This window comes from Bacillus sp. 5mfcol3.1 (assembly GCF_900114335.1).
In the GTDB taxonomy this organism is placed as follows: Bacteria; Bacillota; Bacilli; order Bacillales; family Bacillaceae_G; genus Bacillus_A; species Bacillus_A thuringiensis_S.
Map to the genome: position 1 here is coordinate 1,647,791 of NZ_FOST01000001.1, position 14,630 is coordinate 1,662,420.

The window sequence follows — 14,630 nt, forward strand, 5'->3', positions numbered from 1 at the left end:
CTGTTTATGAAACTTTCAATATTTATAATTAAAGTTGGTGCTACTTCTTTATTGCATTAGATAGCAATGTAATTTATAATACGTTTAAATGATTAAATTCTTAAACGGAAGGTAATGTTAGCGAAATGAACTGTAATGATAAAGTAATGCATATTTTAGAAAATTTAAGACCATGTTTCCAAGGGTTGGGAGATCCAACTCGTCAGCAAATTGTATCGCTTTTAATTGATAAAGATAGCTTGAATGTGACGCAAATTGCGGAGCATATTCCCATGTCAAGACCTACTGTATCTCATCATTTGAAAATATTGAAACAATCAGGGTTACTTCGAGTTCAGAAAAAAGGCACTGAAATGTATTATTGTCTTGAATTTAATGAAACAATAAATCTTTTAAAAGAACTTGTTTCTTTAGTTGAAGATGAATGTAAGAATTAGGTACTCATTTATAGTTTAGGGGCACCCTTTGTCCCTTTTTTTAGCGACATTATGTTAAAAGGTTTAAGTTTTTAATCATTTAAACTTATGATTTCACACTAATTAAAATGGAGGTTTCAGATGAAAAAGAAAACAGTATTAATTGTTGGTGGGTATGGTGTTGTTGGTAGTCAAATTGCTCAAATTTTACATGATCGACATCCTGATTTGGAAATTAGATTAGGAGGAAGAACTTTAGGGAAAGCGTTACCTTTTGAATCAGATAGAGTAAAAATAGTCACTGTAGACAACACAACAGATGATCCGTTAAGAAATTTGGATGATAATTTCACATTAGTTGTTAATGCGGTTAATGACCCGCAAGATAGACTACTTCTATCTGCAGTTCAAAAAAAATTCCATTGGTTGACATTACTCGTTGGACTGAACGTTTTAAGAGTTCTATTGATCGATTAAAAAATGTTGAGGTCCAATCCCCTGTTGTATTAGCTTCAGGGTGGATGGGAGGGACAGCAGCCCTTTTTGCTAAAATGTATTCAAAAGATATTCAAGAGGTTACGGTTGATATCAACGCACTATATTCTCTTCAAGACAAAGCAGGACCAAATTCAACAGCATATATGGACCGGTTAACGATTCCATTTGAAGTCAAAGCTCGAGAGGGAATGCGACAGGCTTATCCAATGACTGATCCGATCAAAGTCCGCTTTCCCAACGGTTATATAACCAAATGTTATCGTTTGGATACTCCTGATCACGTAACCCTGCCAGAATCAATTCATGCTGTTTCGGCTAACTTTCGGATTGCTTTTGATAGTAAAATATCTACATATGGACTGGTTTCTCTGGTGAATACAGGAATTTGGAAACTGATTAGTGGAGAAAAATTTAATGACTTACGAAAAAATATTCTTTATAAACCCGGAAGTGGAAGTGCACATAACATAGTTATTCATCTTAAAGGTTATGATGCTAATGGTGTATTGCATAGGCGATGTGTGAACATATCAGATCCGTTAGGACAGACACATCTTACTGCTTTAGGAGCAGCTGTCCAAGCAGAGAACATTTTACAAACATCTGATATTATGGTTCCGGATTCTAAAATTTACTTTCCGGAAAATTTATTAGATTTGGGTATGAATGCATCTGTAATTTTAGATTTTTATAGGGAATATGGGGTTAATATTACGAAAGAAAATATATAAAAGGTATCGTTCTATTCGTGGTAGTACACATATGGCTATCAAGCAAAGAAGAGCAAATACCCCAAATAACTTAATGGCAGTTTAGTTTAATAAGAACCAATGGTAAAATGATGAGAATTAATTATGCTATGGGGCTGGTCAGTTGTAATTTTATAAAGGAGTTGTGAAAAGTTGAAATATCGCAAAGCAAATATCGATGATATTGATAAATTGGTCGAGTTAAGAAAAAGCAATTAGTTGATGAGGGGATAGAACCTAATATAGATATTGGTAGAGAACTATATGCTTTCTTTAAAAATAAACTAAGTGAAGGTACTTTAATTGAATGGCTAGTGGAAGATAATGAAGAAACTATAGCTTGTGGTGCAGTAATTTTTTATGAATTTCCACCTTGTTACACCAATAAGACTGGAAAAAAGGCTTATATCACAAATATGTATACTAATGAAAATTATCGTGGGCAAGGAATCGCAACAAAGCTGTTAACTAAATTAGTTGATGAAGTTAAGATTTCAGGTATCTCACAAATATGGCTTGGGGCTTCAAAAATGGGTAGACCAGTGTATAAGAAGTTTGGTTTTATGGAAACTGATGAATTTCTAGAATTAGGGTGTTTTTGCCCATCCACCGAAAAAGGGGAATAAGACAAGATATTCCAATGTGGAAAAGTAACTCTAAAATCAACCTTTATTATATATTTTGGAGTTACTTGACGTTAACTTTTCTACGGAAAGTTGACACTTTTATCCTATGCCTAAAGGCGGACTGAATTCCTGCATAGGTTTTCCAGTATCACTGAATTTGTAATGAAAAGTTGTGAACAATTGAAAAAATAATGGTTGAAATAATGAAAGGTGAAAAGGAGTTTATTTCTAATAAGCGAAATATTATATTGTATTGTTTTATCCTAAATTATTTGTAAAGGTGGATACATAATGACAGTAAAGAAGCTTTATTTCCTCCCAGCAGGTCGTTGTATGTTGGATCATTCTTCAGTTAATAGTACACTTACACCGGGTAAACTACTAAACTTACCTGTTTGGTGTTATCTTTTGGAGACAAAAGAGGGACTTATTTTAGTAGATACAGGTATGCCAGAAAGTGCTCTTAATAATGAGAATCTTTTTAAAGGTACATTTGTTGAAGGACAAGTTTTACCTAAAATGAATGAGAACGATAGGATCGCAAATATTTTAAAGCGTGCCGGATATGAGCCAGAAGATCTTCTTTATATCATTAGTTCTCACTTGCATTTTGATCATGCAGGAGGAAATGGCGTTTTTACAAATACACCAATTATTGTACAGCGTGCTGAATATGAGGTAGCACTCTACAGAGAGGAATATTTGAAAGAATGTATATTGCCGAATTTAAACTATAAAATCATTGAAGGAGATTATGAAGTAGTGCCAGGTGTGCAATTAATATATACACCGGGACATACGCCAGGTCATCAGTCATTATTAATTGAGACGGAAAAATCAGGTCCAGTGTTGCTAACTATTGATGCATCATATACGAAAGAAAACTTTGAAGATGAAGTACCGTTTGCTGGGTTTGATTCGGATTTAGCTTTATCTTCAATAAAACGTTTAAAAGATGTTGTTAAGAAAGAAAATCCGATTATTTTCTTTGGCCATGATATGGAGCAAGAAAAGGGCTGTAAAGTGTTCCCGGATTATTTGTGAGATAGCATATAAAAAGTCATGGGCTCGTTTGAGGTGACCCCGAAAGTTAGGTCATGACTTTTTGTTTTGGGGTGTTATAAAATTCTTAAGTTGATGGGCATGGGGTAATAATATGAATTGGAGGTTCCTTTCTAAGAGTAGGGAGTCTCTTTAATCTCGCTACCGATAATCAAATGATATGTTAATTAGATTTGAATATTGTATGCATCGTCTTTTCTTCAATAAATATTAAGTGATAAACTTCATATGTAGTATATAAGGAGATTATCTCATAGGTTATTTGCAAATATTAGATGGGGAGTATTTGACACATACATAACCTAAAGATTTAGATGAAATTAATATAGATAAGTATTTACTACGATTGCCTTCCTATTTTTCTTAGAATTTTTTTAGTGAATCAAAATTTAAATTGCGTATACATCTTTTGTATTAGTAGACCTAAGTCTAAAAGTATGTACAATTACACCATTTGACTAATGGGTAAACTTCACAAACTGATATATACTAGTATTGTGTCTTGCCTTTTTAGGTGTAGTACACAGCCGGTGATTGGCTAGTGGATGTCCTTCCATTTTGCCAGTGCCGGTTTTTTGTTGGATAATAGAGAAAATGAAGTTTTTATAAGGAAAGAAGGGGTTGTTTTGAAAGATGTAAATTCTATCTTTATGAGAGAAAAGATTGCTAGTTTTTATCTTTATTTTATTTCTTTTCTTGGTTTGGTTACTATAACTATATCTTTACTTGAAATTAAAATCCCTTCTCATCTAACAATACTAATATTGTTGTTACTTTTTATGGGGATTGCAGAGTATTTTCCTGTAAGATTTTGGAGAGGAACTAGTTCGCTTACCTTTCCGATAATTTACGCTATGAGTTGGCAGTTTGGAATCCATATAACTATTGTTGCTATTGTACTTGTCACGCTAATTATTCACCTGCATCGTCGTTCACCGATACAAAGAATGTTATTTAATAGTACTCAACATGCACTTAGTTTGATCTTTGCCAAATGGTTTTCAGACAAATGTATGTCCTTAATAATTAATAAGATAGGTATGTCAGTTCTGTATGAGAATTTAATATCTTTGTTATTATTTTGCGTGTTTTTTTGTTTTTTCAACAATCGCTTTTATGATTTGTTAATGATACTTCTTCCGCAGCCATATTCAATTTATCAATGGTATAAAAAAACTATTACGGTATTTCTTTGCGAAACTTTTGGTTTCTCTTATGCGGCACTGATGCATGTACTAATTAGTACATATAGTGTGGAAGTAAACGAAATTACAGTACTGTTTTTCTTTTTTCCACTTGTAGCAACTTCAGTAATTAGTTCTTTTTCTGTACGGATAAGGATGGAAAAGGAACGATTATATGAGTTATTTCTTATTACGACCGAAATTAGTCGAGGATTAACCGGAGGAAACTTGAAACATATTAAACAAGCACTTAAAGGTTTTTTTGGCATACAAGCATATGTAATATGGACAAAAGATGATGGTAACTGGAATATTCTATTAAAAGATGGGAAAGTCCGTTCTGATATATCTGATGATTCAGAAAAGTTAGAGGCGTTTGAGGGACTTTCTAAAAATCTTGTATTTAATGATTGGAAAATTGGTACTGCTCCTGAAGATGAAATATTTGATAGTGTTATACGCTCACTTGTATATTTTCCTCTTATAGTAAATGATGAACTAGTCGGAATGTTTGTTGCAGGGAAAAGTAGAAATGCGGGTTTCTTTCCGGAAGATGTACAGTCGTTAGCTACATTTTCTAACCAATTAGCTAACGTAGTTAAAACAAGGTTATTGATTTCTGAACAGGAAAAAAGAATGATCTTAGAAGAAAGGAATAGAATCGCCCGTGAAATTCACGATGGTATTGCGCAAACATTAGCCGGGGTGATATTCCAATTAGAATCCGCTCGGAAAAAATACCGTGATAAACCAATTGATATGCAGCAGGTAGTAGAGAAAAGCATAAAAGATTTAAGAGGAAGCCTAGGAGAAGTTCGCTACTCTATTTATGCTTTAAAGCCATATCCGACGCAACAACTAGGCCTTAAGCAGGCGATAGCAAGTAAAATAAAATCTTTAAAACAAGAATATGAACTAGATATTACATATCATGAAAGGGGTCATGCACGTGCGCTTAGTTTTTCAAAAGAAAGGGTTATTTTTGATACATTACAAGAGAGTTTGCAAAACATTGTAAAACATGCGCAAGCAAAAAAGGCTGATGTTTTAATCAGTTATCAAAGGGAGCACGTGCTTTTAAGAGTTAAGGATAATGGAGTTGGCTTTTCACTATTTGAGTCTATGGTTAAAACGAAGAATGAGCCACATTATGGTATATTACATATGAATGAACAAGCTGACCAATTAGGGGCTACTTTACAGATTGATAGTTCTGTAGGAAAAGGGACAGAAATTACACTGTTAATTCCAGATTCACAAACAAGGGGTGCGTAAAATGATTAAAATATTAGTAGTAGATGATCATGCTTTTTTACGGGATGCAATTCGGAGCATACTAGAGGATGAATCTGATATAAAAGTGGTTGGAGAAGCTAGCTCTGGAGATGGAGTATTGGGAAAAGTAGAAGAATGCCGACCAGATTGTATTTTGATGGATATTAATCTTCCAGGGAAAAATGGGATTGAAGCTACAGAGTTAGTGAAAAAAAAATATCCGAGTTGCCGTGTACTTGTGTTTACAATGTATGAACATGACGAGTATTTAATGGATGCACTCCAGGCCGGTGCTGATGGTTATTTATTGAAGGATTCATCATCAGATCAGGTAGTAGCAGCAATTCGAATGTTATATCGAGGCGATTCAGTCATTCATCCGCGTATGACTAAAAAATTAATTACATATCATCAGCAAAAAATGAAAGTAGAATCAAATGAAAATGAACTGACGGAACGTGAAAAGGAAATTCTCTTTGAACTAGTAAAAGGACTTAGTAATAAAGAAATTGCTGAAGTTTTATATATTAGTGATAAAACAGTTAAAATTCACATCAATAAAATTTTTAAAAAGCTAAATGTGAAAAGTCGATCGCAAGCAGTGATTTATGCAGTCCGAAATCAATTAGTTCCGCTAGATTAAATAAGAAATCTATCAAAGAACTATCGTGTCGCTTTATTCTGTATTACAAAGAATAAAGGACAAGGTAGTTCTTTTGTACTATGTAGGCATAGAATCCTTAGAGAAAAGATACTCCTTTTGTTTAATTTTCAGAATAATCAAAATGTGGAATAATAAAAATAGAATTACATTTTAATCTTGTTAATAATTCATTTTGTGAAAATCTTTTGTTGGAAATAAATGACGGAGGGCTCTTATAGAAAGAGTAAAGTGAGTGGTTAGCTATGTAAGGTATGGGGATGGTAGTAGTGTTGGAAGTCTTTCATGATACAAAAGATTAAGATTAATAGAGTTTCCAATGCTACATGGGAATTTAAGAATCAATTTGTTTCAAAAAATAATATTAATAATGGGGAGATGTAATATGAAACGAGGGAAATTTGGAAAGATTCTTATTGGAACGTTAACAGCTGGAATGTTATTGTCTCAAGGAATTCCATATAACGTATTAGCGGAAGAGGTAAATACATCTACTTTAACTGGAATTGATGATGCAAATGCTATCTTAAAAGGTCTTACAAAGGAACAACGTAATGCCTTAAAAACGTTAGATACAAAACCAGGTTTTGTTATTTCGCCAGGTATCAATACAACAAGTCCTAATAATGTGAATGTGATTATAGAATTTAAGCAAGCGCCTAGCAAAATAGAGGTATTAAAACAAGCGGCTAAAGGGAAAAAAGTAGCTCTTTCAAATGCGGAACAAAGGGTAGAGGCATCACATAAAGGATTTAAAGCAGAGCTTGAGCAGCTTCAAAAGAATAAAGAGAAAGGAACAAATGTAAAATCTGCAAAAATAACAAGAGAATATAAGAATGCTTTTAATGGTGTAGCGATTTCTTTACCAGCAAATATGATCGAAGACTTAGTTCGTACCGGTATCGTTAAGCGCGTATGGGAAGATCATGAGGTTAAAATTGATTTGCCGAAAGAAACAACTAAGACTGCTGTTGAACCGAAAATGGCGGATAGTGTACCGCAAATTGGTGTGGACAAGCTGCATGATGAAAAAATAACAGGGAAAGGAATTAAGGTAGGTGTACTGGACACAGGTATTGATTACAACCACCCGGATTTGAAAGATGCATATAAAGGATATCGTGCAAAACAAGGTGAAGATCCAAGTAAAATAGATCCGAACTCCATAAAAGGATGGGACTTTGTTAATAATGATGCTGATCCAATGGAGACAACGTATAAGGATTGGCAAAATTCTGGAGGATATCCTGAGATTTATGAGGGGAGTGCATATTATACATCCCATGGTACGCATGTAGCTGGGACAATTGCTGCAGACAAACAGAATAGTGTGGATTATGCAGTGAAGGGTGTTGCTCCAGATGTAGATTTATATTCATATCGCGTATTAGGTCCATATGGAAGTGGACAAACAAGCGGTATTCTTGCTGCGATTGATAAAGCGGTGAAAGACGATATGGATGTTATCAATTTATCACTAGGAGCGTCTATTAATGATCCTTTATATCCTACTTCTGTCGCAGTGAACAATACGATGTTAGCTGGTGTTGTTACAGTAGTAGCAGCAGGTAACAGTGGTCCGGAAGAAGGTACCATTGGATCACCTAGTGCAGCGGCACTTCCAATTACAGTTGGAGCCAGTGATGCTGCAATGACGATCCCAACGTTTTCTATCGATGCAGGTGATTTACATGTGGATAAGATGATGCTACTTGGAAAAAGCTTTACTGATAAGATTGAAGATTTGAAAGGTCAATCCGTATCAGTTGTATATGCAGGGCTTGGAAAATCAAATGATTTTACAGGAAAAGATGTAAAAGGAAAATTAGCTCTTATCCAACGCGGTGAGATTACATTTGATGAAAAAATTAAGCATGCTAAGGAAGCAGGCGCAAAAGCGGTAATCGTATATAACAATGTAGATGGTGAAATTACAAGTTATCTTGGGGAAAGTACTTCGTCTATTCCATCGTTCCGCTTAACAAAAGTAGATGGTGAGAAATTACAAGTAAAAGCTGTACAAGGAGATGTGTCGTTAGCGTTTGGAGAACTAAGTAATATAAAAATAGAGGGAGATCACTTAGCTGATTTTAGCTCCCGCGGTCCTGCAACTAAGACAGATGATATTAAGCCAGATATTGTAGCACCAGGTGTGTCTATTTTCTCAACTGTTCCTGAATATATTAATGATCCAAAAGATGGAGATAATTATCCGGTAGCGTATGGACGTATGTCAGGTACCTCTATGGCAACTCCTCATACTGCAGGGGTAGCGGCACTTATTTTACAAGAACATCCAAACTATAGTCCATTTGAAGTAAAAGAAGCACTCATGAATACCGCAGTTGATTTAAAGGAAGAGCGTTCTGTATTTGAGGTGGGCTCAGGACGAATTGATGCATATCGTGCAGTTCATGCAGATACATCTATCGAGGTTGTTGATAAAACATCAAACGTTGTAGGTGATGAAGAAGTAGAAATTGAAGAAAAAACAGGTTCTATTGCATTTGGGTATAAAAATCAAATTGAAAATGGGCCTATTAAAGATAGTCGAAAAGTTTTAATTAAGAACAGCAGTAAAACAGATGGGAAAGAGTTTAAATTAGAGGTGAAATTTTCACCTACAAGTGTAGGTGTGCAAGATGCAGCGAAGAATGGTGTGAAGCTAAACGTACCAGATTCTATTAAAGTAGCTCCTGGTGCATCAGAGGAAATTAACCCTGAAATTACCATTCCAGAAAACGCTGAATTTGGTAGATATGAGGGCTATATTCATATTTCAAATAAAAACAATGAAAAAGAAGTATATCAAGTACCATTTGCAGTTAAATTCACAGAAAAAGGGATTGCGTCTGTAGATTTACTGAGAGATGCAATGGCAACAGATGCTTCTAAATTCCATCCATTTATGGAAAGACCAAGTTCGCCGTTGTCATTTAAATTAAATAGTCCTCTCGAAACCATTGATGCAATTGTGAAGGACCGAACGACAGGGAAGGCATTAGGAGTCGTTGGTACACTTAATGCAAGTAGTCTAACACCGAATGTTGAATATATGATGTTTTCTCGTATGGGAGGGTATGTACTTCCATTCACAGGAAATCCAGCTCATCCAATTGCGGATAAACCTGTTATGTTGCCTGATGGAGATTACGAATTGAACTTCGTTGGATATGATAAAGAAGGAAAATCTTATACAAAAGGCGATAGCATTATCATTGATAATGTAATACCTGAAATGAAATTTAAGGATGTACAACCTGGTATACACGAAGTCAATGATTCTATGTTTAAAGAAGAAGACGGCCAGCGTGCATTATGGGTGCATGGTAATATTTATGATTCTACAGTAGATGCATTAAAGGCAAAAGGCTTGCAATATGATCAAAAAGCGAATCAAATTGTATATTATCAAAACTCAGCCTTCCCATCGGGATGGTTGAATACAATTCAAGCAAATGGTGATTTTAAATTTGGAGTACTTCCAGAGGAAATAAATGAGCCGTTAAATTTAAAATTATTTGGATATGATCTTGCAACTGCAGGGAATATGGCAACTGGATATAAAGATTACGTATTTGTAAAAGAAGGGACAGAATACGCTGTTCCAAGTTATGACAAAGATAAAATCAAATTAGGAGAGAAAATTACATTAACTTTGAATCTTAATAATGTAAAACAGCTTATGTCAGGTACATTTGAAATTCCTTATTACAAGCAGCTATTTAAATTTACAGATGTGAAACCAAATCCAGCACTTACGGAATATGTAGAACAACATGGATTGAACCTTAAATTAGAAGATCCGAAGATAAGTGAAGCAGGAGCTTGGGAAAACAAGGTGAAAGTTGGCGCATCATTGGAAGGAAAAGAATTTAAAGGATTAGATGGAGATAAACCATTTTTAGATGTTACATTCGAGATGACGAACGATGAATACTTTAATGATTTGACTGCATTTGGAGTAGATAAGTTCTCTTATACAAAAGTTGGTGCATCAGAAGGCATTGAGATTCCTGCGTTTAAAGATAAATCTTTTGCTATTGTTTCGAAACATTCAACGGTTACAGGATATATTGGCCCGGAAGCTTTCTTGAATGAAGAGGGGTATTTAGGTAAGAAAGACTATACAAAACTAGGAGCAAAAGTGTACGCAGTTGGAAAGGATGGAAAGAAATATACAGGAACGATTGGTGATAACGGACAATTTGAAATTCATAGTGTTCCAGTAAGCGATAAAGAATATGATATTTTCGTAGAAATGCCAGGTCATTTAAATAGTAAATTAACAACAAAAATAGGGAAAATGCAGGATGGAGAATTAGTGGGACAAAACTTTAGAGCTGACATGGATGATAACCTTGCAGGTGATGTAAACGGCGATAAAATGGTAGATATTCAAGATGCTAGAATAGCAGCTTTATCGTATGGAAAAGGAAAAGTATCTGTAAAAGATGGAGATATAAATCAAGATGGTGTTGTAGGTGAAACGGATGTTCGTTTAATTGAGAAAAACTTCTTGAAAAAGGGCCCAGATGCTAAAGGAAACGAGAAACCGAAAGAAAATGTAGGGCCAGTGACGTTAGAGAAAATTTTACGCTCTATCGGTTTAGAACCAAAAAAATAAGTGGACAAACTTCTAGAGTAAATAAAGGCATCAGACAATGGATATTAAATGAAATGGATTGGTTAACAAATGACCGGAAATGATTTACGGTAACATTACCGGTCATTTTAAGAGTCATAGTCGTTTGGGTACATGAAGTAACTAGTTTAAAGTAAGTTTGCTTTCATTATGGGACAAGGAAGTTGCTTAATTATTATTGTTGTTTGTGGGATGGAAATAAGGTTTGTAGTTTAAACTTTAACAATAGGGGGACTTGTGAAATGGGTATGAAGAAAAAACTTGGTATGGGTGTTGTAACTGCAATGCTTGGCTTATCCTTAATTGGCGGGGGAACATATGCATATTTTAGTGATAAGGAAGTATCACAAAACACGTTTGCAGCGGGTACTTTAGATTTGAGTGTGAATCCAGAAGTTGTTATTAATGTCGACAATCTGAAACCAGGTGATGAAATGGAACGTGGTTTTCAATTAGTAAACAAAGGAACCTTAGCAATAGGAGATGTGAAACTCCTGACAGATTACAGTGTAATCGATGCGAAAGGGGATAATGGAAATGCTGATTTTGGTGATCATATCCGTGTTGATTTCTTGTGGAACTTGGATAAAAATGAGGTTCCAATTTGGTCTACTACATTATCTGAATTAAAGGTAGCTATGCAAAATGGAAATATTCCTAATCTTGTAAAGAACGGTATTGTAGATCGAGAAGGAAATGGACTTGCTCCAGGTGATGATGATACATTTTATGTAATGTTTACATTCGTAGATAACGGTGAAGAACAAAATGTATTTCAAGGAGATGCGTTGAAATTAAATTGGACTTTTAATTCCATGCAAGCAAGCGGTGAAGAAAAGTAAGTGTAATAATTTGTATACTATATGTGTGAGACATATCGTATACAAATGAAAAGAACTGTTTTGAAATGAAGGCGTTTATCCTCAATGGTAAAACTCCTTATAAAAATATGGGTGAAAAACTTGATGATGATTTCCCTTTTAAAACACATCGTAAAAATATTTTGCGATGTGTTTTGTTGTAAGTTGGAGAGTACAGAAATATTAAATGATTATCCAGCTTTTGAGATACTTTGAGGGAATTTAGCACCTTACGCTAGCTTAGCAGCTTTCCTGAAGGGGATTTTGTTTTTTTACATGACGAAATGCTTAAAAACATAATATAAAATAAACATGTTTGATTTTCATCCATGTTTAATTTTTATAAACATCCATTACTTTAAACGTTTGACAAACGAGCATTAAGTCTGGAGTAAAAGTAAGTCCATACCGACTTAATTCCCAAGTGAAAAATTTAACGTGCTCACTATACCAATAATCATAGCTTAAATCGCCTTCACCCTCAGATCTTGCAAAATTACTTGTTACTTCATTCATTTTTAGTAAATCGATCTTTGTATATTTTATAATTGCTAATGGATTATTGTCTCCATCCAATACAATATCGTACTGACCAACTTTTTGAATTTCTTCCCCTTCAAGCTCATAAACACAATGTGCAGCGCATGTTCCTGTTTTGATTCCTTTAACTACTAAACTTCCTAATTTATCTCCCATTTCTTTGGAACCATCTCCAAACATCCATGCATCTGGAACACTCATGTTTAACTCATTTTCTTTAGAGTACATATACCAATATTCTTCTATCTTATTAACTGACATCTGTCACTCATCTCCTTAATATTTAAATATTTTGAATTTAACACACGGCATATTATCTGTCAATATTTTAGAAGAACTTGCAATACAACTACATCGATAAATGTTTATAAAAAATATAACTCTTCGTAAACATATTTTCCATTCTGTATATTAATGCGAATAAACGAAACTCATACTGTTATTCTGCTGAAATCGTTACGGAAAAGTAAAATAGTGGATAAAAGAACAAACTATAAATGGTTTTATTTACCAATAATATTTTCTTTGTTTCGTAGCATATTAAACGTACAGGAGGTGATATATGATGGCAAACAATCGTAACAACTCTTTAGTGGTTGCAGGTGCAGAAAGCGCACTAGATCAAATGAAATATGAAATTGCACAAGAATTCGGCGTACAATTAGGCGCGGATTCAACTGCAAGAGCGAACGGCTCTGTAGGTGGAGAAATCACAAAACGTCTCGTTGCTATGGCAGAACAGCAACTTGGTGGATATAACAAATAATGCTAGGTATAAAGTAGAAAAAGGAGAGATTATATCTCTCCTTTTTTTGTAAAATATTCGATTATGAATATTTTATTTGTTATCTATCTTGTCTCTTATTACTTGTATCTTCCAGCCACTTAGAAACATATTCTTGCATACGAGATTCTAATGATTGAATCGTTTCATTTGAGATAGTGAGTGCTTGATCCGCATACTTTTTCGGGAACATGTTGCGCAAAGTAGGTTCATTTTCAGCACCATCTCCTGGTTCACGGTAATCTTCAATGATGTAATCATCCCCATTTTTTGTGACCGTCACACGGACTGGAAGTAAATGTCCTGCTTGAGAAACTGTCTGTGTTTCGCGGTTGTATCCTTGCATGAGGGAATGAAGGTAGACATACATTTTTTCATCCTTCATTTCAGTTCCATAGATTACATGCGTCTCAAATTGTTTTTCTGTATGATTTAATTTGTCTTGATTCCAGGCAATGATACTTTCTGAAATAAGGGATTCTAATTTGCTGTTTAGCGGAATCTCCGTTACATCCTTTGCATCATTTTGGACAGAATCACACCCTGTTGCAATGAAAACGAGTATGACAATACTTACGGTAATTATTATCTTTCTCAAAATCTTATTTTCATATGTTAATGCAAAACGTCTGCTCATCAATTCACTCCATTTCTCTTTGTGCTAATCATCCACTGACATAACTCTTTTATATGACAATAGTAAAATCGTCTTCAAACTAGAAACTTATTCTATCCAAGGGAATATATTGAATTATATAATACATACTATACATTCTTACACATAACGGGAGAGACTCTATGAGAAAAGTTATAATGTATTGCGGGATCTTTATTATGATTCTTTTAAGCGGTTGTATCCGATTCGGAAAAGACATTACAGATACAATCTATCTCATTCCTGAAGCATACGAAGGAGACCTTTTGGTTATATACAATGTTCCAGGAGCTGAGTTGTTGCCAGAAGAAGATGGATTTCGTGTCGTCACTTTTTCTGCAGACGGGACCGCAGTTACATCTACAGCCGATATGAAATATGGGGAAGTCAATGACACGTATTACACGGTTAACAAGGAAGGTAAGCGCACCAAACTTGATGAAAGCTGTATACGCGTTGGTTCAAATGGAGGCACTACTGAAAACATTGGTAAAGAAAATGAGCATACATTCTCATACACGAAATTGGCAGTTACAACTAGTGCTTGCTCACAAAGCTTCTCATCATACGGGAGAGAAGTACCAGAAAATCAAGAACATCCTGTAGAGAAGAAACTGAGGGAATTATTGGTGCTCGTAAAAGAGCAGTATATGAAAGTGAAATACTAAATTTTCA

Annotated in this window: 10 protein-coding genes and 2 pseudogenes; 10 read left to right on the forward strand and 2 right to left on the reverse strand. The window is 34.6% G+C overall.

The features are described from left to right. Positions 1-125 precede the first annotated feature (125 nt). The 8 genes and pseudogenes from BM089_RS08435 to BM089_RS08470 all read left to right on the forward strand — a co-directional run bounded on the left by BM089_RS08435 (position 126) and on the right by BM089_RS08470 (position 11,958). Positions 126-437 (forward strand): ArsR/SmtB family transcription factor, encoded by a 312-nt coding sequence (locus tag BM089_RS08435; protein WP_000995770.1) that lies wholly within the window; start codon positions 126-128, stop codon positions 435-437. A 120-nt stretch (positions 438-557) separates the two neighbouring features. Beyond that, a pseudogene (locus tag BM089_RS08440) lies at positions 558-1,645 on the forward strand (saccharopine dehydrogenase). Positions 1,646-1,816: 171 nt separating this feature from the next. Beyond that, a pseudogene (locus tag BM089_RS08445) lies at positions 1,817-2,289 on the forward strand (GNAT family N-acetyltransferase). 291 nt (positions 2,290-2,580) lie between these two features. Then, positions 2,581-3,333 (forward strand): quorum-quenching N-acyl homoserine lactonase AiiA, encoded by a 753-nt coding sequence (gene aiiA, locus BM089_RS08450; protein WP_000216603.1) that lies wholly within the window; start codon positions 2,581-2,583, stop codon positions 3,331-3,333. 644 nt (positions 3,334-3,977) lie between these two features. After that, a complete protein-coding gene (locus BM089_RS08455) occupies positions 3,978-5,810 on the forward strand; it encodes a GAF domain-containing sensor histidine kinase (protein WP_090976624.1) in 1,833 nt (610 codons plus the stop codon). A 1-nt stretch (position 5,811) separates the two neighbouring features. Continuing rightward, positions 5,812-6,453 (forward strand): response regulator, encoded by a 642-nt coding sequence (locus BM089_RS08460; protein WP_000590664.1) that lies wholly within the window; start codon positions 5,812-5,814, stop codon positions 6,451-6,453. Positions 6,454-6,856: 403 nt separating this feature from the next. Further along, complete coding sequence (locus tag BM089_RS08465; RefSeq protein WP_090976626.1) at positions 6,857-11,098, forward strand: S8 family serine peptidase; 4,242 nt, start codon at positions 6,857-6,859, stop codon at positions 11,096-11,098. Positions 11,099-11,358: 260 nt separating this feature from the next. Beyond that, positions 11,359-11,958: a TasA family protein gene (locus tag BM089_RS08470; protein ID WP_090976628.1), complete on the forward strand. Its 600-nt coding sequence runs from the start codon at positions 11,359-11,361 to the stop codon at positions 11,956-11,958. Between the two features lie 351 nt (positions 11,959-12,309). Here BM089_RS08470 and BM089_RS08475 read toward each other — a convergent pair whose 3' ends face one another. Further along, entirely contained in the window at positions 12,310-12,777 is a 468-nt protein-coding gene (locus tag BM089_RS08475; RefSeq protein WP_090976630.1) for an ASCH domain-containing protein, read from the reverse strand. Positions 12,778-13,081: 304 nt separating this feature from the next. On the opposite strand from BM089_RS08475, the gene BM089_RS08480 reads away from it, so the two are divergent. Next, positions 13,082-13,282: an alpha/beta-type small acid-soluble spore protein gene (locus tag BM089_RS08480; protein WP_000002881.1), complete on the forward strand. Its 201-nt coding sequence runs from the start codon at positions 13,082-13,084 to the stop codon at positions 13,280-13,282. Between the two features lie 79 nt (positions 13,283-13,361). Here the strand turns inward: BM089_RS08480 and BM089_RS08485 are convergent, their stop codons facing one another. Next, positions 13,362-13,937 carry a peptidase M56 gene (locus BM089_RS08485; protein ID WP_090976632.1) on the reverse strand — a complete coding sequence of 192 codons (576 nt, stop codon included), beginning with the start codon at positions 13,935-13,937 and terminating at the stop codon, positions 13,362-13,364. A 161-nt stretch (positions 13,938-14,098) separates the two neighbouring features. Here BM089_RS08485 and BM089_RS08490 point away from each other — a divergent pair, with 161 nt between their 5' ends. Further along, positions 14,099-14,623 carry a DUF6843 domain-containing protein gene (locus tag BM089_RS08490; protein ID WP_090976633.1) on the forward strand — a complete coding sequence of 175 codons (525 nt, stop codon included), beginning with the start codon at positions 14,099-14,101 and terminating at the stop codon, positions 14,621-14,623. Positions 14,624-14,630 lie beyond the last annotated feature (7 nt).